General features: G+C 60.7%; 19 protein-coding genes. 3 read left to right on the top strand and 16 right to left on the bottom strand.

Annotated elements, in window-relative coordinates; all coding sequences use genetic code 11:
- Positions 1-74: 74 nt before the first annotated feature.
- Complete coding sequence (locus CFBP4996_RS21810; RefSeq protein ID WP_080853835.1) at positions 75-1,097, top strand: NAD-dependent epimerase; 1,023 nt, start codon at positions 75-77, stop codon at positions 1,095-1,097.
- 2 nt (positions 1,098-1,099) lie between these two features.
- Here the strand turns inward: CFBP4996_RS21810 and CFBP4996_RS21805 are convergent, their stop codons facing one another.
- Genes CFBP4996_RS21805 through CFBP4996_RS21795 form a run of 3 tightly spaced genes read right to left on the bottom strand, consistent with a single transcriptional unit; the run spans position 1,100 to position 4,861 of the window.
- Positions 1,100-2,146, bottom strand: coding sequence for a glutathione synthase (locus CFBP4996_RS21805; protein WP_080853836.1), 1,047 nt, complete (start codon positions 2,144-2,146; stop codon positions 1,100-1,102).
- Positions 2,147-2,156: 10 nt separating this feature from the next.
- On the bottom strand, positions 2,157-4,034 hold the full coding sequence (locus CFBP4996_RS21800) for a flavohemoglobin expression-modulating QEGLA motif protein (protein WP_080853837.1): 1,878 nt from the start codon (positions 4,032-4,034) through the stop codon (positions 2,157-2,159).
- Positions 4,031-4,861: an N-formylglutamate amidohydrolase gene (locus CFBP4996_RS21795; RefSeq protein WP_080853838.1), complete on the bottom strand. Its 831-nt coding sequence runs from the start codon at positions 4,859-4,861 to the stop codon at positions 4,031-4,033. Before CFBP4996_RS21795 ends, CFBP4996_RS21800 begins: the two co-directional genes overlap by 4 nt.
- A 188-nt stretch (positions 4,862-5,049) precedes the next feature.
- Here CFBP4996_RS21795 and CFBP4996_RS21790 point away from each other — a divergent pair, with 188 nt between their 5' ends.
- On the top strand, positions 5,050-5,550 hold the full coding sequence (locus tag CFBP4996_RS21790) for a YciE/YciF ferroxidase family protein (protein WP_020811535.1): 501 nt from the start codon (positions 5,050-5,052) through the stop codon (positions 5,548-5,550).
- 76 nt (positions 5,551-5,626) lie between these two features.
- On the opposite strand, the gene CFBP4996_RS21785 is transcribed toward CFBP4996_RS21790, so the two are convergent.
- The 13 genes from CFBP4996_RS21785 to CFBP4996_RS21725 form a co-directional block, all read right to left on the bottom strand.
- Positions 5,627-7,963: a glucose/quinate/shikimate family membrane-bound PQQ-dependent dehydrogenase gene (locus tag CFBP4996_RS21785; protein WP_080853839.1), complete on the bottom strand. Its 2,337-nt coding sequence runs from the start codon at positions 7,961-7,963 to the stop codon at positions 5,627-5,629.
- Between the two features lie 103 nt (positions 7,964-8,066).
- Positions 8,067-8,408, bottom strand: a complete 342-nt coding sequence (locus CFBP4996_RS21780) for a flagellar basal body-associated FliL family protein (RefSeq protein ID WP_080853840.1) — start codon at positions 8,406-8,408, stop codon at positions 8,067-8,069.
- A gap of 491 nt (positions 8,409-8,899) precedes the next feature.
- A complete protein-coding gene (locus CFBP4996_RS21775; protein ID WP_233283593.1) occupies positions 8,900-9,211 on the bottom strand; it encodes a helix-turn-helix transcriptional regulator in 312 nt (103 codons plus the stop codon).
- Positions 9,180-9,821 (bottom strand): cupin domain-containing protein, encoded by a 642-nt coding sequence (locus CFBP4996_RS21770; protein WP_233283592.1) that lies wholly within the window; start codon positions 9,819-9,821, stop codon positions 9,180-9,182. The genes CFBP4996_RS21775 and CFBP4996_RS21770 overlap by 32 nt, the downstream gene beginning before the upstream one ends.
- Before the next feature lie 120 nt (positions 9,822-9,941).
- Positions 9,942-10,727, bottom strand: a complete 786-nt coding sequence (locus tag CFBP4996_RS21765; RefSeq protein WP_080853841.1) for a 3-hydroxybutyrate dehydrogenase — start codon at positions 10,725-10,727, stop codon at positions 9,942-9,944.
- A gap of 4 nt (positions 10,728-10,731) precedes the next feature.
- Positions 10,732-12,687 (bottom strand): acetoacetate--CoA ligase, encoded by a 1,956-nt coding sequence (locus CFBP4996_RS21760; protein WP_080853842.1) that lies wholly within the window; start codon positions 12,685-12,687, stop codon positions 10,732-10,734.
- Positions 12,684-13,568 carry a 3-hydroxyisobutyrate dehydrogenase gene (gene mmsB / locus CFBP4996_RS21755; RefSeq protein ID WP_080853843.1) on the bottom strand — a complete coding sequence of 295 codons (885 nt, stop codon included), beginning with the start codon at positions 13,566-13,568 and terminating at the stop codon, positions 12,684-12,686. Before mmsB ends, CFBP4996_RS21760 begins: the two co-directional genes overlap by 4 nt.
- Before the next feature lie 13 nt (positions 13,569-13,581).
- Positions 13,582-15,177 carry a GMC family oxidoreductase gene (locus tag CFBP4996_RS21750; RefSeq protein ID WP_080853844.1) on the bottom strand — a complete coding sequence of 532 codons (1,596 nt, stop codon included), beginning with the start codon at positions 15,175-15,177 and terminating at the stop codon, positions 13,582-13,584.
- Between the two features lie 74 nt (positions 15,178-15,251).
- A complete protein-coding gene (locus CFBP4996_RS21745) occupies positions 15,252-16,259 on the bottom strand; it encodes a branched-chain amino acid ABC transporter permease (RefSeq protein WP_080853845.1) in 1,008 nt (335 codons plus the stop codon).
- Between the two features lies 1 nt (position 16,260).
- Complete coding sequence (locus tag CFBP4996_RS21740) at positions 16,261-17,148, bottom strand: branched-chain amino acid ABC transporter permease (protein WP_080853846.1); 888 nt, start codon at positions 17,146-17,148, stop codon at positions 16,261-16,263.
- 2 nt (positions 17,149-17,150) lie between these two features.
- A complete protein-coding gene (locus CFBP4996_RS21735; RefSeq protein WP_065657340.1) occupies positions 17,151-17,852 on the bottom strand; it encodes an ABC transporter ATP-binding protein in 702 nt (233 codons plus the stop codon).
- Position 17,853: 1 nt separating this feature from the next.
- Positions 17,854-18,639: an ABC transporter ATP-binding protein gene (locus tag CFBP4996_RS21730; protein ID WP_059756888.1), complete on the bottom strand. Its 786-nt coding sequence runs from the start codon at positions 18,637-18,639 to the stop codon at positions 17,854-17,856.
- A 25-nt stretch (positions 18,640-18,664) separates the two neighbouring features.
- A complete protein-coding gene (locus CFBP4996_RS21725) occupies positions 18,665-19,873 on the bottom strand; it encodes an ABC transporter substrate-binding protein (protein WP_059756891.1) in 1,209 nt (402 codons plus the stop codon).
- A gap of 231 nt (positions 19,874-20,104) precedes the next feature.
- Between CFBP4996_RS21725 and CFBP4996_RS21720 the strand changes: the two genes are divergently transcribed.
- Positions 20,105-21,022, top strand: coding sequence for a LysR family transcriptional regulator (locus CFBP4996_RS21720; RefSeq protein WP_059756893.1), 918 nt, complete (start codon positions 20,105-20,107; stop codon positions 21,020-21,022).
- The last annotated feature ends 73 nt before the right edge of the window (positions 21,023-21,095 follow it).

The raw sequence follows: 21,095 nt of genomic DNA, 5'->3' as shown, positions 1-21,095 counted from the left end.
CGCCATTTCATTAAAAGGTTTTCTGCGCTTCGGTCAGACCGCAAACGCACCAACGAATTCGGGATATAATCATCATGCGTTATCTGGTTACCGGCACGGCTGGCTTCATCGGCTTTTATGTTGCCAAGCGGCTGTTGGACGCCGGCCACTTCGTGACCGGTTTCGACGGCATGACGAAATATTACGATGTCAGCCTCAAGGAAAAACGCCACGCCATTCTTTCCCGCTCCAACGGCTTCCGGGCCGAAATCGGCATGCTGGAGGATACGGATGCGCTAAAGCGCGCGGCTGAGGCCGCCGAACCCGAGATCATCATCCACCTCGCCGCACAGGCAGGCGTCCGTTACAGCCTTGAAAATCCGCGCGCCTATGTCGATTCCAATCTCATCGGCTCGTTCAACATGCTGGAGCTCGCGAGAAGCTTGCAGGTCAAGCACCTGATGCTGGCATCGACCTCCTCCATCTATGGCGCCAACGAAAAAATACCCTTCGCTGAGAGCGACAAGGCCGACGAGCCGATGACGCTTTACGCCGCCACCAAAAAATCGATGGAGCTGATGGCGCATAGCTATGCCCATCTGCACAAGCTGCCCACCACCGCCTTCCGTTTCTTCACGGTCTACGGTCCATGGGGACGGCCGGACATGGCGCCGATCAAATTCGTCGACGCCGTTTCCAACGGCCGGCCGATCGATATTTACGGGCAAGGCAATATGAGCCGCGACTTCACCTATATAGACGATCTGGTGGAGGGCATCGTCCGGCTGAGCACGGTCATCCCTTCCGAGGAAAACCGCGTCACGCAGGAAGGTGTCACCGACACGCTCTCGCACCACGCGCCCTTCCGCGTGGTCAATATCGGCGGCGGCCAGCCGGTGGAACTGATGCATTTCGTCGAGACGGTCGAAAAGGCGGTCGGGAAACCCGCGATCCGCAACATGCTGCCGATGCAGCAGGGCGATGTTCCCCGCACCTTCGCCTCTCCCGATCTTTTGAGAGCCTTGACCGGCTACGTGCCGCAAACGCCGGTCGAAGAGGGCATCAAGGCCCTCGTCGCCTGGTATCGCGAGATGCATCCGGCCGAATTACGGGAATAACCTCACAACGTCGCGAGCAAGCGGTTGGAGATGGTGCCACCGGAAGCGCTCTGCATGGCGATCTTGGTTTCGACGGCCTCGATGATCGTGTCGCTGAAATCCATCTCCGTCAGATCGCGGATATTGGAAAGGCCACCCGGCGAAAACACGTTCACTTCCAGTATCTTGTCACCGACGATATCGAGCCCGACGAGGAACATGCCGTCCTCCACCAGCTTCGGCCGCACCATTTCGGCAAGCGCCACGATTTCATCGGTCACCGTCGCCGCCTCCGCCGTGCCATGGGCATGGATATTGGAGCGCAGGTCGCCCTTGGCCGGCACGCGGCGAAGGGCGGCATATTTGCCTTCACGCATCAACGGGCGGCCATTCATCATGAAGAAACGGATATCGCCATCCTTGGCGGCCGGCAGATAGGCCTGCGCGATCAGATAACCTTCGAGGCTCACCGCCTCGAAAATCTGGTTGAGATTGGTCTCTTTGCTGGAGCCGATCTTGAAGACGTTCTTGCCGCCGGAGCCCTGCAGCGGCTTGACGATGACACCCTTGGGGTGCGCATCGGCAAAGGCGCGGATTTCCTCGACATTGCGCGAAATGATCGTGGTCGGGCGGACGATTTCGGGAAAGCTCTGGAAATAGAGCTTGTTCTGCGCGAGCGCCAGACCTTCGGGATCGTTCAACACCAAGACGCCGCGCTGTTCGGCAAGCCGTCCGAACAGGATGCCGGCATGCACCGCCCATGGCCGTGTCGTCTGGTCGAGCGAGGGATCGTTGCGCAGCATCAGCGCATCGATTTCCTCGACATCCATGGTCCGCCGCTCCAGCGCCTTGTCCTGAAGCGTGGAATGGAACGTCTCGCCTTTCTTGATTTTACCTTTCGGCAGCACGGTGGCATGGATGGTCAGGCTGTCGTCCGAGCGTAATGTGAAATCGCCGGGCGTCAGATAAACCACCTCATGGCCGCGATTGAGCGCCGCCATGGCAAGCAGGCCGGTCGCGTAGTTCGGTCCCTCGGTTTCGATGGAATTGACGAAAAATGCGATACGCATGAAGCCCCTCCTATAATGTCGCCAGTTCGGCAATGGATAATCCCGCCCGTATTTTTTCCAGCCGTTCATTGGCCTTGGCGGGTAGCAGGAATGCGGGCCTGACGCCCGGCGGCCGCAACAGGCCGCGCAGGGCAAGCTCCTGCATTACCGGAAAATGGGCGGCGGCGATCTTGCCCATCCAGAACGGATCGAGCGCCCCGCCCCTGCGCAGATGGTCCAGCACCTCCGCCAGCCCGCGCAGATAGATCGCGTCCTTGGAAAGGCCGCCGCCGCGATAGATGCGCAGCACCATGTTGAAGGCCCCGGCTTCATCGAAACCGTGATCGCGGGTCATGGTGCGGAAGGTCTCCACGAAGCTCGCCCCATCCAGCATGGCGGCACAGCCGATAACGCGGCCGGCGATCAGCCGCAGGCGCTCGCGCGTCATGCCGCCGGCCAGATGTTCCGCCAGCACCGCCAGCCCCTCCTGCACGCCCTCATAACCGGAAAGGCCGGTGCGGAAGAGCCGCAACCCCTGAAACGAACCGTTGAAATAGGTCAGAAGATGCACGCCGATCTCATGCGACAGCAGCGCCTCGACACGGCGCTGCTCCATGACGGTGTGGCGGGAAATCAGAAGCTTCTCGCCCGTCACCATCAGGCCCGGCGGCAGGTCGTCGCGGATCTCGACGCGCGCCTTGAATTCCGGGTCTTCCGCAAGATAGGTCTCGACCATCTCCCGCGACTTCTTCGCGACCGCGTAACAATCGACCATGGCGATTTCGCTGCCTTCCTCCCCGCGCGGGCAATCCGCAAGCACCCGCAGCGCCAGCTGAAGAAGAGCCGGTTCGACAGCGCCATATAGGGCGCGTGAAAAATCGGTGAAGGTGCGATGGTGAAGATTGGCGAGCATCGTCAGCTGCAGATCGATCTCCTGCTGTTTCTCCCGGTAGAGATTATAAAGCACCGGGTCTTCCAGATGATCGAAAACAACGGAATAAAGCTTGCGTTTCTGCTCCTCGACATCGACGCCGAGCGGCCGGTAGAGCAGGCGCGGCGCGAACTGAAAGCCGCCATCGCGAAACTCTTCGAAGGCCCGGCGAGCATTGATGGGCGTGACGGACAGAAGAAAATCAAAGGATGAAACAATATCGTCGACGGACCGGTCGGCACGCCTGACGGCATCGACGAAAGCCTTGCGCCCCAGCGCCCGATGGCTGGTAACCTTGAGCGCGTCCTTGCCCGAAGCGAAGGATGAAAAAGCCTGCAGGCCGGCATCGAAAAGATCGGCGATCATAGTCACCCGCAGGCCCGGATAATCCGCACCGGATTCCGGCTGGCGGTAGATCGGCGCAAAACGCACGCCGATACAGGGAAAATCGAGGCCCGCTTTCTTGAAGCGCAGAACCGGATCGGCATCCGGTTCCGGCCGGGTGATGCGCGGCGTGCGAAAACGCACTTCGGCATCGCAAACCGCCTTGATGAAGACCCGGCGGGCAGTCTGCGTTTCGGGTTCAGCCGTCGCCGAGACGGAAACCTCATAATGCGGCAGGAAAGGCGAATCGTCGGCCAGCAGGATGTCATGCTCCAGCTCGCCGATATCGAGGACCATGAAAGCGCCGAAACGTTGCCGCATGATCGTGCCAATGGCCTCGATCAGCGGCGCAGCCTCCTGAATAGTCGACGCGATCAGATAGGAGGCATGGGCGGCGGCGATATCGCGGGCGGCGAGATTTTTCGTGCCGCCCGTCAAATGCAGGCAGAGGAACGGTAGCGGCCGGTCGATATGCAGACGACCGTCTTTACCGACATCGCGGCGGATGGCCTTGCCGGCCTCGAGGCAGGACACGACGTCATCGACCAGATCGGCGATGGGAGACGGCGCGCTGCGGGCGGGAGAGAGGTTCATCGCCGCGACCTCAGGCACTCTTCGAGTACCGGCTGGAGTGCTGCGATCGCTTGGCGAATATCCGCCACCACACGCGCATCCGGCTTTCCCGTCCACTCGTCCATGAAGAATTTCTTGAACTCGATTGCGATGGCACAGCCATTTTCGGCGAACCTTTCATGGATGAAACGGGTCTGCTCCCCCTTGCCCTGAAACGCCACGTTCTCGCGAACATCGAGGCGGCGTCCACCGATGGTCGCTAACGCGAAATGATGCCCGACCGCGCTCACGATATCGCCCCAGCGGCTGCGATCCATGGAAAAGGTGCCGATATTGATATCGGGCGCCTCCGCCTGCGCCGTCGGCGGCGCGGCGGCGCCCTGCCGGCGATGATTATAGCTGTGCACATCCAACACCACGAAAGCGCCGTGCCGCCTTTCGATTGCAGAGAGCACGGTCTCCAGCATCGCATAATAGTCGGCGTGAAAATCGAGCGACTGCCGGATGGCTTCCCGCGCCGGTTCCTCTTTCCAGACCTCAAGCCCCCAGGATTGTTCCGGCTTCAGATAGATCGCCTGATCGGCCGCACGGTTGAGATCGATTTCGAATCGCGAATGGTGAACGACGAGACGGTTCGTCAGTCCCGCAACCATCTCACCGGTGAAAGGGTCTTCCTCCCGCAGCCGCTGTTCCGGGGAAAGGGCGATGAGCCCGGATACGTCCGGTCTAATGCGATGACCGTCGTGAATGGCTGTGCCGATAACCGGTGAATTGCCGAAATCGATCGACCAGAAACCCTTGTTTTCGTTGTCACCGTGGTATTCGCCGTCACTCTGTCTGGCTGCCATGCTGCCTCCCCTGCATCGGGGATAAAACAGCGGGACATGCCCGTTTGTTCCCTTCTCCGCCCGCCGGTCGCGACGACCGCAATATAAACGTTGCGCGCAACCGAGCCGGAACCATGGGCGCAGCAAAGGGTTTGTCTCCCGTGCGCATGGGCGCACGTCATGCATTTTCACACATGGGAGAAGGAACGATGGCCGAGAAGAAACTCGACGACCTGTTTTACGATACGCTGAAGGATATCTACTACGCCGAGAGGCAGATCCTGAAAGCCCTGCCGAAAATGGCGCGGGCGGCGACCGATCCGAAGCTGAAACAGGCCTTTGAAAAACACAAGGAAGAAACGCAGGGACACATCGAACGCCTGCAGGAAGTGTTCGAGATCATCGGCAGGCGGGCGCAGGGCAAGACCTGCGAGGCGATCCAGGGCATCATTGCCGAAGGTGAGGAGATCATCGACGATTTCAAGGGCACCGCCGCTCTCGATGCCGGCCTCATCTCGTCGGCGCAGGCGGTCGAGCATTACGAGATCGCCCGCTACGGCACGTTGAAAGCCTGGGCGGAAAAGCTTGGACACGGCAATGTCGTTTCCCTGCTGGACGCTACGCTGAAGGAAGAGTCCAAGACCGATGACGCGCTGACTTCGCTCGCCAAGACCTCGATCAATGCGGCAGCTCAGAAAAAGGCGGCATGACGCTGTCTGCGACACCAACAAAAAACCGGAATGGGCGACCATTCCGGTTTTTTATGCGTGTTGAAACCTGCGGAAATTACGGCAGGGTATAGGCGATCACATAGTCGCCCGGCTTGGTTCCGACGGAGCCGTGACCACCCGCAACCATCACCACATATTGCTTGCCGCCATCCAGCGCATAGGTCATCGGCGTTGCCTGGCCGCCGGCCGGCAGGCGCGCTTCCCAAAGCTGCTTGCCGGTCGTCAGGTCATAGGCGCGCAGATAGTTGTCGACGGCAGCACCGAGGAAGGCGACGCCGCCCTTGGTGATCATCGGCCCGCCAATGCCCGGCACACCCAGTTTGAAGGGCAGCGGCAGCGGCGTCATGTCATGGACCGTACCGTTCTTGTGCTTGTAGGCGATATCGCCGGTGCGCAGGTCAGCACCCGCGACGTAACCCCATGGCGGGGCCTGGCAGGGGATTTTCAGCGGGCCGAGGAACGGGCCCATGAACACGCCGTAGGGGGCACCGTCGTTGCGGTTCAGGCCCTGTTCGCTACCCTTTTCGTCCTGACCCTTCGGCGGAATGTCGGCGCGCGGCACGAGCCGCGAGGTGAAGGCGAGGTAGGTCGGCATGCCGAACATCACCTGACGCTCGGGATCGACCGCCACGCTGCCCCAGTTGAACGTACCGAAATTGCCGGGATAGATGATCGAGCCGGTCAGCGAGGGCGGCGTGTAGCGGCCCTTGTAGTTCAGCTGATGGAAGCGGATGCGGCAGGCGAGCTGGTCGAACATGGAGACGCCCCACATGTCCTTTTCCTGCAACGGCGCCGGCTTGAAGGACAAGGCCGTCGTCGGCTGCGTCGGAGAGGTGAAGTCCTCCGGGATGGCGCCGCCCGGCGCGGGCTCTTCGGTGATCGGCAGAAGCGGCTCGCCGGTGCGCCGGTCGAGAACGTAGATATCGCCCTGCTTGGTGGGGCCGACGAGGGCCGGCACGGTCTGGCCATCCTTGGTGATGTCGAGCAGCACCGGCTGGGCCGGCACGTCCATGTCCCAGAGATCGTGATGAACCGTCTGGCGCACCCACCGATCCTTGCCGGTGTTTATATCCAGCGCGACGATGGAGGAGGAATATTTCTCCACATTCTCGCTGCGGCCCATGCCGAGCTGATCCGGCACCTGATTACCGAGCGGGATATAAACGAGGCCGAGGCCTTCATCGTAACTGAAGACCGACCAGCTGTTGGGCGAATTGGTGGTGTAGGTTTCACCCGCCGCAATCGGTTCGGTTTTCGCCGGGTTGCCGGAATCCCAGTTCCAGACGAGCGCGCCGCTGTTCACATCGAAAGCGCGGATGACGCCGGACTGTTCCTGCGTGGAATAGTTGTCGTTCACCGCGCCGCCGATGATGATCTTGCCCGCCACGATGACGGGCGGCGAGGTCGAATAATAATAACCGGCGGGATTATATTTCATGCCCTGCTCGAGATGCAGCACACCCTGATCGGCAAAGGACGTGCAGACCTGACCGGTGGCGGCATCGAGCGCGATCAGCCGCGCATCCGAGGTCGGCAGGTAGACGCGCTCGGCGCAGGCCGTGCCTTGAGCGGCATTCGGCTCGGCATAATAGGAAACGCCGCGGCATGTCTGGTGCTGGCGATCCGGATTGAGACCGACATTCGGGTCGTATTTCCACTTCTCCTTGCCGGTAGCGGCGTCGATGGCAATCGCCCAATTATGCGGCGTGCAGATATAAAGCGTGTTCCCGATCTTCAGCGGCGTCACCTGATAGGTGGTTTCACCCACATCATCGGGCAGCTTCACATCGCCCGTCTGGTAACGCCAGGCTTCCTTCAGCTGCGATACATTGTCGACATTGACCTGGGTGAGCGGCGAATAACGCTGGCCATAGGGTGTGCGGCCATATTGATGCCAGTCACCGTCAGGCACATTGCCGCCATAGGCTGGCGTGGCCGAGGCCGTTTCCTGAGGCAGGGAACCTGCGGTATCGTGCGGATCCTGCGCCATGGAATATCCGGCCACGACGATGGAGGCGAGGACGGAGAGCGCAAGCGGCCAGGCATTCGGCCCATAGCTAAGCCCGGTCGGGCTCGAAAAACCGAGCGGCTTTCTGACCCATGGAACCAGAAGCCAGAGGCCGATGAGAATGATGACGCCGCCGCGCGGGCCGAGTTGCCACCAGTCGAAGCCGACTTCCCAGATGGCCCAGGCAAGCGTCGCGACAATGAAGACGGCATAAACGTGAAGGGCTGCGCGATTGCGCTTGAACAGCAGAACGGCCGTCAACAGAAAGGCCAGTCCGGAAAGCACGTAATAAAAGCTCCCGCCCAGCATGACGAGCTGAGAGCCGAAACCGAACAGCGCAAGACCGATCAGCGTGAGAACAACTGCAGTGACGGTGACTGCCATGAATGAAACCCCCGATTCCTGTCACTTTGCGTGAAATGAAATCGGGCGCGATCTGGTTCCATGAAAATTATCATCGGCGCGAAAAAACTTCACGCCATGGTGGTCACGGGTTTTGCGGTGCTCCGGTCGAATCCTGCGGCGCGGGATTTGTCTCTGTCGATGACGGCGGCTGGGCGCGGCCATTCGCCGGATTGTTGTCGAAGCTTCCGGATCCGGACGGCTGCTGCGGCGCGGGCGCAGTCTCGGTCTGCGGGTTCTGCGGCAGGTTCTCGTCGGGTTCGAAAACCGAATATTCGACAACGGCCCACACCACCAATGCAAGAAGCACGCTGACGATCAGAATGACGAGGACGGGACGTCCGCGCGACCCCTGCCGCGCGCGCGTTGCCGTTTCGCTTTTCGGCGCATCCCGACCGTCGAGATAGCTGGCATTTTCTCTGGCCATGTCTTTCACTCCCTGTAACCCTGTTGATCTAATCATTGGGGTCAGGGTTTTGTTCCAGATCGCAGAAAAACGACGTTAGCCTCACTCGGCCGGCAAACGCGCCCTGTCACAGTCCGCCATATCCACCGCACTAAAGCTTTGCCCAAGGCCGAGCCAGGAAACCGGCCGCCGCGCTCCATCATCCGTTTCCGATGGATCGTCTGCGGGGCTGTCTGAATTCGCCAACGGCAAGGGTGATGGCCGCCTGCGAAATCGGGTTCCGGAAAAGGAGAGGTGTTGTTTCAACGCATGGCGCCATTGGCGACACAGGTCCAGAAAAGCGAGGATTCTCAGCATCATGATTGTCAGGCAATATATTGATAAAAATAACCTGCCCTGTTTGGCACGTCTGGAAGATATGCGCATCCCCATCGCGCCGCAGCCTCAGCGAATGGTCGGATTGTGCCAACAAACCCGCATAAAGTGTCAGAAGGGCATCCGAAAAAGCGTGGTCAGCGGCCGAGCTGCACGATCCAGCGGGTCCATTCCGCGCTATCCGGCTTCACAATATCCGACGTGAGGTCGCGGTTTTCCGAAGCGAAATGCCGCATCTGACGCGGCGAAAGGCCGAAGGTCTTCTTGAAGACGCGGCTGAAATTTTCCGGATTGGTGAAACCATAGGACGCCGCCACCTCGGCAATCGTCATATGCGCCGATTGCGGTGCCCGCAGAAAATCCATCGCGCGTTCAAGACGCCGATGGGTGATGCAGGCCGAAAACCCTCCCAGCGGCTCAAACAGCCGGTAGACGGTACGTCGCGACACGCCAAATGATGGCAGCCGCAGCAAGCTCCAGAAGCGGCGAGACCGTCGCTGCGCCTTCACTGGCGTTCATCACGTCAAAATGACGATAGATGCTCGTCATCGTTTCGCGCAGCAGCGATACCAGCGGCAGACCGGCCGGCAGCACACGTTCATGATGATTGCCGGAACCGACAAGCCTGCCTTCCAGCAGCCGGCGCGGCACGACGAGGCTGAGATGGTCGTGGTCTGTCGTCGCGGTGGCCAGCGGCTGCGCCATGTCGATAAGATAGAGGTCGCCGGGGCCTGCGGTCTCGCCCGATCCACGCCGCGACATGCTCTGTCCGCTGGCGTAGAATTGCAGGAGAAAACCGTCCATGCCGTCGCGGGCAAGCTTGTGGCGCGAACGGTCGAAATCCTGCGCAGAGGACTGAGTGCGGCCGAGCGCGACATTGCCGATGAAAGCCGCATCGACGCTGGCGAAGAAACCGTCATCCTGCGGGCGACGCAGGCGGGCATCGAACAGCACGTTGATCGAATCCCGCCAAAGCCCCATGGCGTCGCGTTTCGGCACCTGGCGCGTATCGAAGCGCGAGCGCGCCAGCGGCGCTTCAAAAGACCCTGTGTTCATCATGACGCTTTTCCGTGAACACGGCGCTGAACCCCCGCCGTCCACGAAAACTATACAGGATTGAAACCACCCAACAATGCCGGACGCCGATGAGACGGTTCGCTGCAAGCGCGTGCGCGAAAATTATTTCGCGGTCCAGCCGCCATCGATCGAAATGGTGGTGCCGGTGATGGAGCGCGCCATATCGCCCGCGAGATAAAGCGCCATTTCCGCCACTTCTTCCGGTTGCACGAACCGCCTTGTCGGCTGCGGCGCAAGCATCACCTTCTTCACCACCTCCTCCTCGCTCATGCCATGCACGCGCGCCTGATCGGCAACCTGGGCGGCGACGAGCGGCGTCCAGACATAGCCGGGGCAGATGGCGTTGCAGGTGATGCCGAGTTCGGCCACTTCCAGCGCCACGCTTTTCGTCAGGCCCACCACCGCATGTTTGGTCGCCACATAAGGCCCCTTGAAGGGCGAAGCGCGCAGGCCATGCGCGGAAGCGATGTTGACGATGCGGCCCCAGCCTCTTTCCTTCATGCCCGGCAAGGCCGCATGGATGGTGTGAAACGCGCTGTCGAGCGAGATGGCGACGATGCGGGAAAAATCGGCGAAATCGAACTCGTCGATCGCCGCGACCTTCTGAATGCCGGCATTGTTGACGAGGACGTCGATATGACCGAATTCGGCGATAACGGTTTCCGGCAGATGGGCGCTTTCATCATAATTGGCGAGGTTGGCGGCAAAATAGACCGGCCTGTGCCGCGCCACCTTCGCGACCGCCTCCAGCGCCTGCGTCGCCTCCTCCGCCGTTTCTATGCCATGCACCGCGACCAGATACCCCGCCTCGGCGAAACGCTTGGCGATGGCAAGCCCGATGCCGCTGGTGGAACCCGTGACAAGCACGGTCTTCGGTTGATCCTCCATCGGCCTAGTCCTTCAGCTGCGGCAGGTTGCGGAAAAGTTCGAGCGCTTCGGGATTGGCGAGCGCATCGGCATTCTTCACCGGCCGGCCATGGATGGTGTCACGCACCGCGATTTCGGAAATCTTGCCAGAACGGGTGCGGGGAATGGCGCTGACGGCAATGATCCTTGCCGGCACATGCCGCGGCGTCGCGCCCGAACGGATGCGGCTGCGGATGATCTTTTCCAGCTCTTCCGTCAAAACCGCGCCGCCCTTCATGCGCAGGAAGAGGATGACCCGCTGGTCGCCCTCGATATCCTGCCCCACGGCAATCGCCTCTTCGACCTCAGGCACGGTTTCCACCTGCCGGTAGATTTCCGCAGTCCCGATGCGAACCCCGCCGGGATTGAGCGTCGTGTCCGAACGTCCATGGATGACATATCCACCGGAGGGGCGCATTTCGGCAAAATCGCCATGCGCCCATATGCCGGGGAACCGGTCGAAATAGGCGGCCTGATAGCGCGAGCCATCCTCATCGCCCCAGAACTTCACCGGCATGGACAGATGCGCATTGCGGCAGACGAGTTCGCCGGCAACGCCGCGAACGGAATGGCCCTCATCATCCAGCGTGTCGATATCCATGCCGAGCATCGCGCCCTGCAATTCGCCGCGATGCGCCGGCTGCAAAGGGTTGCCGCCGAGGAAACAGGCGCAGATATCCGTGCCGCCGGAAATGGAGGCGAGGTGCACGTCGGCCTTCCAGTCGCGATAGATATAATCGAAGGATTGCGGGATGAGCGGCGAGCCGGTGGAGAGAATTGTCCGCAGCGATGAAAGATCGTGGCTTTCGCGCGGCTTCAGCCCGGCCTTCAGGCAGGCGTCGATGAACTTCGCCGACGTGCCGAAAGTGGCGATCCGTTCGGCGTCGATGAGGTCGATCAGCCGCGCAGGGTTGGGATAACCGGGATTGCCGTCATAGGTGACGAGCGTAGCGCCAAGCGCCAGACCGGAGACCTGCCAGTTCCACATCATCCAGCCGCAGGTGGTGAAATAGAAAAAGCGCTCCCCTTCCTGAATATCGCATTGCAGCTTCAGTTCCTTCATGTGCTGAAGAAGCAAGCCGCCGCCGGAATGGGTGATGCATTTCGGCTTGCCGGTTGTGCCCGAGGAATAAAGGATCGCCAGCGGCGCCTTGACGGGCAGACGGTTGAAAGCGATCTCGCCCGCCGCATAAGGCGCGACGAAATCCGTAAGCGTCACGCAGCCGAGATCGGCAAGGCTTGCGGGCACGGCATCGCCGATCAGCACGATCTTTTCAGGCGCCGCACTTTCCGCCACGGCGCGGATGGTCGGGCCGACATCGATGCGTTTGCCGGCATAACCATATTCGGGCACGGCGATGAGGATTTTCGGGCCGATCTGCGACAGACGGTCGGATGCTCCCGCCGGCCCGAAATCCGGCGAGCAGGAGGACCAGATCGCCCCGATGGCGCTGACAGCCAGATAGCTGACAATCGCCTCTATATCATGGGTGACGATGGCCCCGACGCGGTCGCCTTCCCTCACACCGGCATGGGCAAGCGCCTGCACCATGCGGGACACTTCGTCGTAAAGCTCTCTGCGGGTAATCTCGCGCCTTGTGCCGTCGTCGCGATGGGCGATGATGGCCAGCCGCGCGTCGGCATTGCGCAGAAGGTTCTCCGCATAATTGAGCCTTGCGCCCGGATAGAACTCGGCCTCCCGGATCGTCGCGCCCGGTTTGAACGCCGTGTCGCCACGTGTGCCGACAATGCCGAGTTCATCCCACAGCGTATCGTAAAATTCATCCGGCGCGTCGATGGACCAGCGCAGCAGGCCCGCATAGTCATCGGCGGCCTGCCCGTGCAGATTTGCCGTTTTCGTCGCGAAGGCGAAAAGCGCCGAGCGCTCCACCCTCTTCTCCGGCGGCATCCATAAGATGTCGGATGGCGCGGCGTCCGTCATGCTTCGCCCCCGCGCAGCATTTCGACGATGGCGGAAAAATCACGCCCGCCGCTTCCTTCGCCGACGAAGTTTTCATAAAGCGCCGCCGCTGCCGCACCGAGCGGAGTGGAAGCCCCGGCTCCATTCGCGGCCTCCTGCGAAAGCTTCAGATCCTTCAGCATCAGAGCCGCCGCAAATCCGGGCTGGTAATCCTTGTTGGCGGGCGATGTCGGCACCGGTCCCGGCACCGGGCAATAGGTGGTAAGCGACCAGCATTGCCCGGAAGAGGTGGAGGCGACATCGAATAGCGCCTGATGCGAAAGCCCGAGTTTTTCGCCCAGCACGAAGGCTTCGGAAACGGCGATCATGGAAATGCCGAGGATCATGTTGTTGCAAATCTTGGCCGCCTGGCCGTTGCCGCCCTTGCCGCAATGCACGATCTTCTTGCCCATCGCCTCCAGCACCGGCTTTGCCGCAGAGAAGGCCGCAGCCTCGCCGCCGCACATGAAGGTCAGGGTGCCTGCCGCAGCCCCGCCCGTTCCGCCGGAAACGGGCGCATCCACCGAGGGGCAACCGGCGGAAGCGGCCAGCTCGTGCGCCTTAAGCGCGCTTTCCATGTCCACCGTCGAGCAATCGATGAGCAGCGTGCCGGCAGAAATCTTTTTAACCAGATCGCCATAGACCGAAACGACATGTTCGCCCTTCGGCAGCATGGTGATGATCACGTCAGCCGCTTCGATAGCCTCGGCGGAATCCACAGCAACGGGAACGCCCGCCTCTCTCGCCGCCGCGCGGCAGGCTTCGGAAAGATCGTGACCCCTGACGGCATATCCAGCCTTGACGAGATTGACGGCCATGGGCAGGCCCATATGTCCCAGCCCGATAAAAGCGACGGTCTTCATCGGAGCGCTCCTTTCAGCGATTATCCGCAAGGATCATGTCGGCGGCCTTTTCGGCAATCATGATCGTTGGGGAATTGGTATTTCCGGATGTGATGCGCGGCATCACCGATGCGTCGGCGACGCGAAGCCCGGCGAGCCGGCGGAATTTCAGACGCGCATCGACCACGCTTTCCATATCCGACCCCATGCGCAGCGTGCCGACAGGGTGGAAGATGGTGGTGCCGATATCGCCCGCCGCCTTGGCAAGATCATTGTCGTTTTCAAAGGAAGGACCCGGCTTGTATTCCTGCGGCTTGAAGCGCGCGAAGGCCGGCTGGGCGACGATGCGGCGTGTCAGGCGCATGGCGTCGATGGCCACCTGGCGGTCGCCTTCGGTGGAAAGATAGTTCGGGCGGATTTCCGGCTGCATGGCGAAATCCGGTCCTTTCACATGCACTGAGCCCCGGCTTTCCGGCCGCAAATTGCAGACACTTGCGGTAATGGCAGGAAAAGTGTGAACCGGATCGCCGAACTTGTCGAGCGAAACCGGCTGGACATGATATTCCAGATCGGCGGTTTCCTTCTCGGGTGAAGAACGGGTGAAGACACCAAGCTGGCTCGGCGCCATCGACATCGGCCCGGAGCGCGTCAACGCATATTCGAGGCCGATCCTCGCCTTGCCGAACAGGGTGGAGGCCCTTTCATTCAGCGTCAGGACGCCGGAGACCTTGTAGACCATGCGCAGCTGCAGATGGTCCTGCAGGTTCTCGCCCACACCCTGAACCTCCGCCACCGTGTCGATACCGGCCGCCTGCAGCACATCGCCACGGCCGACGCCGGAAAGCTCCAGAATATGCGGCGAGCCGATGGCACCGGCGGACAGCACCGTCTCGCGCCGCGCCCGCATCTTTTTCAAGACGCCGTCATGGTGGAATTCGACACCCGTAACGCGGCCTTCCTCGATGATGAGGCGCTTGACATGGGCCTTGGTCAGAACCGTCAGGTTCTTGCGGCCGAGCGCCGGTTTCAGGAAGGCTTTTGCCGTGTTCCAGCGCCAGCCCGCCCGCTGGTTGACGTCGAAATAACCGGCGCCTTCATTGTCGCCCCGGTTGAAATCATCGGTCGCGGGAATGCCGGCCTCGCCTGCCGCCTTCTGAAAAGCATCCAGCACATCCCAGCGCACGCGGGCCTTTTCCACGCGCCATTCGCCGCCGGCGGAATGCATCTCGTTCTTGCCGCGATAAAAGTCTTCCGACTTCAGGAAATAGGGCAGGATATCGTTCCACCCCCAGCCCTCGCAACCGAGTTGCCGCCACATATCGTAATCGCGCGCCTGGCCGCGCATATAGATCATGCCATTGATGGAGGAGCAGCCGCCAAGCACCTTGCCGCGCGGATAGATCAGCGAGCGGCCGTTAAGCCCCGGCTCTTCCGCCGTCTTGAAACACCAGTCGGTGCGCGGATTGTTGATGCAATAGAGATAACCAACCGGAATGTGGATCCAGTGGTAATTGTCGTTGCCGCCCGCTTCCAGCAGCAGCACGCGGTGGTTCGGATCTTTCGAAAGGCGGTTGGCGAGAACGCATCCGGCACTCCCCGCTCCGATGACGATATAGTCATATTCGCCCATGCTCTTCTCCATACGCCACCCTTACCGCACCGTCCCGGGCGCGGAGGAGGCCTTGTCTGTGTTTTCAAAAATGTTTAGCTGCGGTGCTGAAAGCCGAGTTTTCTCCCGAGCCGCGACGCGTAAAATTCGCCGATCAGACCGCGCCGGAACACCAGAACGCAGGCCATGAAAACGAGGCCGGTGATGATGGTGACCGGGAAATCCGATGTCGCGAGATAATTCTGTAGCGTGACGACGAGACCCGCGCCAAAAATCGGGCCAATCATGGTGCCGATGCCACCGAGCAGCGTCATCAAGATTACTTCGCCCGACATCTGCCAGGTCACATCCGTCAGCGTCGCGAACTGGAAGACCAGCGCTTTGAGGCCACCCGCAAGACCGGCCAGCGTCGCCGACATCACGAAAGCACCGAGCTTGTAGCGCTGCACGCTGTAGCCCAGCGAAATGGCGCGCTGCTCGTTTTCGCGGATGGATTTCAGGATCATGCCGAAGGGCGAATTGACGAAACGCCAGATGACAAGAAGCGCCAACACAAAGGCGGCCAGCACGGTGTAATAGATGTTGAGCGGCGCATTGAGGTCGAGAAGGCCGAAGAGATGGCCGCGCGGCACGCCCTGCAAACCATCCTCACCATGGGTGAAGGGCGCCTGAAGGCAGAAGAAATAAAACATCTGCGACAGCGCCAGCGTGATCATGGCGAAATAGATACCCTGGCGGCGGATGGCGAAGAAGCCGATGACGAGGCCGAGCAGCGCCGCACCCGCCATGCCAATGACAAGACCGATCTCGGGCGTCACGCCCCATTCCTTCACCGAATAGGCGGTGAAATAGGCGGCACCGCCGAAAAACGCCGCGTGGCCGAAGGACAGCAGCCCGGTATAACCGATCAGGAGGTTGAAGGCACAGGCAAACAGCGCAAAGCACAGGAGCTTCATCAGAAAGATAGGATAAACGAACATCGGCGCGGCGATGAGGACGGCAAGCCCCGTGAGAATTAGCACGGTCTTGATGGTTCCAGCAGTCGCGGACACTTCCGTCTGCGGTATCGTACCGGCAATGGGGCTATGGGTGGCTTTGGACATATCAGGCGTCCTTTCCGAAAAGTCCGGCGGGGCGGATGAGCAGCACAAAGGCCATGATGACGAAGATGACGATGTTGGAGGCTTCCGGGTAGAACACCTTGGTGAGGCCCTCTGCGACGCCCAGCATATAACCGGTGACGATGGCGCCCATGATCGACCCCATGCCGCCGACCACGACCACCGCAAAGACGACGATGATGAGGTTCGTGCCCATCAGCGGCGAGACCTGATAGATCGGCGCGGCGAGAACCCCGGTGAACCCGGCAAGGCCGGCGCCCAGCGCGTAAGTCAGCGTCAGGAGAACGGGCACATTGATGCCGAAGGCCTGCACCAGCGTCGGGTTTTCCGTCGCAGCGCGCAGATAGGAGCCAAGCCGCGTCTTTTCGATCAACGCCCAGGTGGCGATGCAGACGATGAGCGAAATGACGACAACAAAAGCGCGGTAATTCGGCAGGAACATGAAGCCGAGATTGGTGCCGCCGGCAAGCTCGCGCGGCACCGAATAGGGTTGGCCCGCCGCGCCATAAAGCCAACGGAACGTGCCTTCCACCACCAGAGCCAGACCGAAGGTGAATAGCAGCCCGTAAAGCGGATCGAGATCGTAAAGCCGCGACAGCAGGAAGCGTTCGACGATCGCACCGAACAGCGCCACGACGAAAGGTGTGACGATGAGCGCCACCCAGAAATTGATGCCGAAATATTGTAGGCTGAGGAAGGCGACGAAAGCGCCGAGCATATATTGCGCGCCATGGGCAAAATTGATGACGCGCAGCAGGCCGAAAATGACGGCAAGGCCAAGCGACAGCAGCGCATAAAACGACCCGTTGATGAGGCCCACCAGCAATTGCCCGAGCAGTGCCTGAATTGGAACGCCGAAGATCATCGTCATCGTTAAACCCCCAGCACCTTGTTAAGCTCGCCCATGCGGCCGGAAAGCTCGCTGACCGGAAAATTGCTGACCATCTGGCCGTGATCCATCAGGTAGAAACGGTCGGCGATACGGCTGGCAAAACGGAAATTCTGTTCGACCAGAACCACGGTCATGCCGCGGCTCTTCAGCTTTTGCAGCACCTCGCCGATGCGCTGCACGATCACCGGGGCAAGCCCCTCGGTCGGTTCGTCAAGCAGCAGCACCTTGACCCCGGTGCGCAGGATGCGCGCCATGGCCAGCATCTGCTGCTCGCCGCCGGAAAGCTTGGTGCCGGGGCTGGTGCGGCGTTCGTAGAGATTGGGAAACAACTCGTATATTTCATCGAGCGTCATGCCGCCGGATGCGACGACGGGCGGCAGCTTCAGGTTCTCCTCGACGCTCAGCGTCGCGAAGATGCCGCGCTCTTCCGGCACGAAACCAAGACCGTATTTCGCCGTACGATGCAGCGGCACCGGCATCAGATCCTTGCCGCCGAGCTTGATGACGCCCTTGCGGTTGCGGATGATGCCCATGATGGTGCGCAGCGTCGTGGTCTTGCCCACACCGTTGCGGCCGAGAATGGTGATGGTTTCGCCCTCGCCGACCGTCAGATCGACACCGTGCAGCGCCTGGCTTTCGCCATACCAGGATTTCAGATTGGAGACTTCGAGCATTGCCGCCATATCAAGCCTCCTCCGTGCCCATATAGGCCGTGCGCACACGCGGATCGGCGGCAACGGCGGCATAGTCGCCCTCCGCCAGAATTTCACCGCGTTGCAAGACCGTGACGTGGTGGCAGATATCGGCCACGACTTTCAGATTGTGTTCGACCATCAGCACCGCGCGGGTTTTGGCTACCTCGCGGATGAGTTCGGCCACATGGGAGACATCCTCGCCGCCCATGCCGGCCATCGGTTCATCGAGCAGCAGAACCTTCGGATCGAGCGCCAGCGTGGTGGCGATTTCAAGCACACGCTTGCGGCCGTAAGAAAGATCGGCCGCAAGCGCATGTTTTTCTCGTGTCAGGCCGACCATGGCGATCAGCTCCTCGGCGCGGGCGTTCAGCCTGTCGAGCGAGGAGAGCGGCAGCCAGAACTGCGTTGCAAGGCTGTTCGGCCGCTGCAACGCCACCCGCACATTTTCCAGAACCGTCAGATGCGGAAACACCGCCGATATCTGGAAAGACCTGACGAGGCCGAGACGCGCCACCTTGTCCGGTGGCGTCCTTGTTATGTCCGTTCCCATGAAGGTGATCGCCCCGCCTGTCGGCTGGAGAAACTTGGTCAACAGGTTGAAGACCGTGGTTTTGCCGGCGCCGTTCGGACCGATAAGCGCATGCACGCGGGCATGGTGGACGTCGAGATCGACGTTTTTCACGGCCGCGAATGCGCCGAAGGTCTTGGAGAGACCGCGCGCCGAAAGAACGACGCGAGGTTCGGCCTGCCCGGCAAGGGCGGGAGCGATCGTCATCAAGCTTTCCCCTTTTTATTCTTCTTTACTGCGTTACCAGCGGGCAACCGCTTTTTGCGGGGTCCATGAAGGCTTCCTTGCCGGGGATGGTGGCAAGTACCTTATAATAATCCCACGGCTGCTTGCTTTCGTCCGGCTTCTTCACTTCCATGAGATACATGTCGTGGATCATACGGCCGTTGGCGGCCACATGGCCGTCCTTCGAGAAGACGTCGTTGACCGGCATTTCCTTCATGGCCTTGGCGACGGCATCGGCATCGTCGGTGCCGGCCTTTTCGATGGCTTTCAGGTAATGCAGCACGGCGGAATAGGTGCCTGCATGAACCATGTTCGGCATGGCGCCGGTGCGTTCCTTGAAGCGTTCGCCGAACTTGCGTGATTCATCGTCGCGGTCCCAATAAAAGCCTTCCGTCAGCGTCAACCCTTGAGCCGCTTCGAGACCGAGGCCGTGGACTTCGGCAAGCGTGAAGAGAAGCGCCGCAAGCCGCTGGCCACCGGCCACGATGCCGAATTCGGCCGCCTGCTTGATGGCGTTGGAGGTATCGAGACCGGCATTGGCAAGGCCGATGACCTTCGCGCCCGAGGACTGCGCCTGCAGCAGGAAGGAGGAATAATCCGTCGTGGCGAGCGGATGGCGCACGGAACCCAGAACCTTACCGCCATTGGACTTGACGAAATTGGCGGTATTTTCTTCCAGCGAATAACCGAAGGCATAGTCGGCGGTCAGGAAGAACCAGCTGTCGCCGCCCTGCTTGACGAGCGCGCCGCCGGTGCCGACCGCCAGCGAATAGGTGTCATAGGCCCAGTGGAAACCATAGGGGCTGCACTGCTTGCCGGTCAGCTCGGTGGTTGCCGCACCCGTATTAATGGTGATCTTCTTCTTGTCCTTCGACAGCGCCTGCACGGCCAGACCGACCGACGACGAGGTCAGTTCCATGATCGAATCGACCTGTTCGGTATCGTACCATTGGCGGGCGATATTGGAGGCGACATCCGCCTTGTTCTGGTGGTCGGCGGTCACCACTTCCACCGGCGCATCGAGCACCTTGCCGCCGAAATCCTCGACCGCCATCTTCGCGGCTTCATAAGAGTATTTGCCGCCGAAATTGGCGTAGACGCCAGACTGGTCGTTCAAAATGCCGATCTTGACCTTGCCGTCCGAAATCTCGGCGGCATAAGCGGCGGTGCCAGCGGCCAGCGCCATGGCCGTGGATAAAACGATACTCTTGCGCATGACTTCTCCTCCCAGAGATGATTGCGAGCCTCAGATTGTCTGTGCAACGGTGAACGAACCGCGTGGGGGACCTGCATGCCATTGCACCTGAACGGTCACACCGCTCTCCTCAAAGCGATGCATCCTGAGCCTAGACTTCTCGAATTCGGCCGTTGACACAAGAGCGGGGCATCATCAAATTGTGAACAGGAACTGTTCATTTTTGAACAGAACTCTTGATGGGAGACAAATATGGCCACCCCTTTCACTTGGGACGACCTGCAATATTTTCTGGCCGTGGCCCGCACCGGGCAGCTCTCATCGGCAGCCCGAAGCCTGCGCACCAGCCACGCCACCGTCTCCCGCCATATCGACCGGCTGGAATTCTCGCTTAAAACCAAGCTGTTCGAGCGAAACCCGCGCGGTTATGAACTCACGACCGTCGGGCGGCGGCTGGTGGATACGGTCGAGCGTATCGAGGCGGAAGCCGAAAGGCTGCAATCGGATATTTCCGAAAGCGGCAGCCTGCTGCGCGGCGTGGTGCGGCTCAGCGCGCCTGAAGGTTTTTCCAATTTTTTCTTCGTGGAAAGGCTGAAAGACTTCGCCGTCACCCATCCGCACATCATGGTGGAAATGGTGACGATCCAGCAGATCATGGCGCTTTCCCGAAAGGAGGCGGATGTGGCCGTCACGCTCGATCCGCCGAAGGCCGGTCCCTATATCAACGAACAGATCATCGATTATACGCTGCATATCTATGCCTCGCGTTCCTATCTCGCCGGGCGGCCGAAAATCACCAAGCGCGAGGATCTGCTCGATCACTTCTTCATCGGTTACGTGCAGGACCTGATCTTCTCGCCGGGTCTCGACTATATGCGCGATGTGCTTCCCGGCCTGCGTCCGGGCTTTCAGTCATCGAGTATTTTCGCGCAGCTGACGGCCACGCTGAGCGGCCGGGGCCTGTGCATCCTGCCGAATTTCATCGCCGCGCGTTTCCCGGACCTGCAGATGGTGCTTGCCGGTGAGGTGGAACTTCGGCGCGGCTACTGGCTGACGAGCCATCAAGACCTTGCCAATGTGCCGCGTGTGCGCTCGCTGATGGACTTCATTCTCACCACGGCGCGCGCGCATGAAAAACTCTTCATCCTCGACCGCAGGACGATGGTCTGAACAGCCATCGTTCACATTTCGGCGACACCGTGTCTACGCGTGGCCGGTTGGAGGATGCGCGCCCCAGCCTATA

The organism is Agrobacterium leguminum (genome assembly GCF_005144435.2).
GTDB lineage: Bacteria > Pseudomonadota > Alphaproteobacteria > Rhizobiales > Rhizobiaceae > Agrobacterium > Agrobacterium leguminum.
The sequence above is the reverse complement of the archived record's forward strand: the minus strand, read 5'-3'. Positions and strand labels throughout refer to the sequence as shown.

Excerpts from the sequence above, each read along its gene's own strand:
- CFBP4996_RS21725 (WP_059756891.1), bottom strand. The coding sequence starts at position 19,873 with ATGCGCAAGAGTATCGTTTTATCCACGGCCATGGCGCTGGCCGCTGGC.
- CFBP4996_RS21735 (WP_065657340.1), bottom strand. The coding sequence starts at position 17,852 with ATGGCGGCAATGCTCGAAGTCTCCAATCTGAAATCCTGGTATGGCGAA.
- CFBP4996_RS21790 (WP_020811535.1), top strand. The coding sequence starts at position 5,050 with ATGGCCGAGAAGAAACTCGACGACCTGTTTTACGATACGCTGAAGGAT.
- CFBP4996_RS21810 (WP_080853835.1), top strand. The coding sequence starts at position 75 with ATGCGTTATCTGGTTACCGGCACGGCTGGCTTCATCGGCTTTTATGTT.
- CFBP4996_RS21800 (WP_080853837.1), bottom strand. The coding sequence starts at position 4,034 with ATGAACCTCTCTCCCGCCCGCAGCGCGCCGTCTCCCATCGCCGATCTG.
- CFBP4996_RS21745 (WP_080853845.1), bottom strand. The coding sequence starts at position 16,259 with ATGTCCAAAGCCACCCATAGCCCCATTGCCGGTACGATACCGCAGACG.
- mmsB (WP_080853843.1), bottom strand. The coding sequence starts at position 13,568 with ATGAAGACCGTCGCTTTTATCGGGCTGGGACATATGGGCCTGCCCATG.
- CFBP4996_RS21720 (WP_059756893.1), top strand. The coding sequence starts at position 20,105 with ATGGCCACCCCTTTCACTTGGGACGACCTGCAATATTTTCTGGCCGTG.
- CFBP4996_RS21780 (WP_080853840.1), bottom strand. The coding sequence starts at position 8,408 with ATGGCCAGAGAAAATGCCAGCTATCTCGACGGTCGGGATGCGCCGAAA.
- CFBP4996_RS21805 (WP_080853836.1), bottom strand. The coding sequence starts at position 2,146 with ATGCGTATCGCATTTTTCGTCAATTCCATCGAAACCGAGGGACCGAAC.
- CFBP4996_RS21740 (WP_080853846.1), bottom strand. The coding sequence starts at position 17,148 with ATGACGATGATCTTCGGCGTTCCAATTCAGGCACTGCTCGGGCAATTG.
- CFBP4996_RS21770 (WP_233283592.1), bottom strand. The coding sequence starts at position 9,821 with ATGATGAACACAGGGTCTTTTGAAGCGCCGCTGGCGCGCTCGCGCTTC.
- CFBP4996_RS21765 (WP_080853841.1), bottom strand. The coding sequence starts at position 10,727 with ATGGAGGATCAACCGAAGACCGTGCTTGTCACGGGTTCCACCAGCGGC.
- CFBP4996_RS21730 (WP_059756888.1), bottom strand. The coding sequence starts at position 18,639 with ATGACGATCGCTCCCGCCCTTGCCGGGCAGGCCGAACCTCGCGTCGTT.
- CFBP4996_RS21785 (WP_080853839.1), bottom strand. The coding sequence starts at position 7,963 with ATGGCAGTCACCGTCACTGCAGTTGTTCTCACGCTGATCGGTCTTGCG.
- CFBP4996_RS21750 (WP_080853844.1), bottom strand. The coding sequence starts at position 15,177 with ATGGGCGAATATGACTATATCGTCATCGGAGCGGGGAGTGCCGGATGC.
- CFBP4996_RS21795 (WP_080853838.1), bottom strand. The coding sequence starts at position 4,861 with ATGGCAGCCAGACAGAGTGACGGCGAATACCACGGTGACAACGAAAAC.
- CFBP4996_RS21760 (WP_080853842.1), bottom strand. The coding sequence starts at position 12,687 with ATGACGGACGCCGCGCCATCCGACATCTTATGGATGCCGCCGGAGAAG.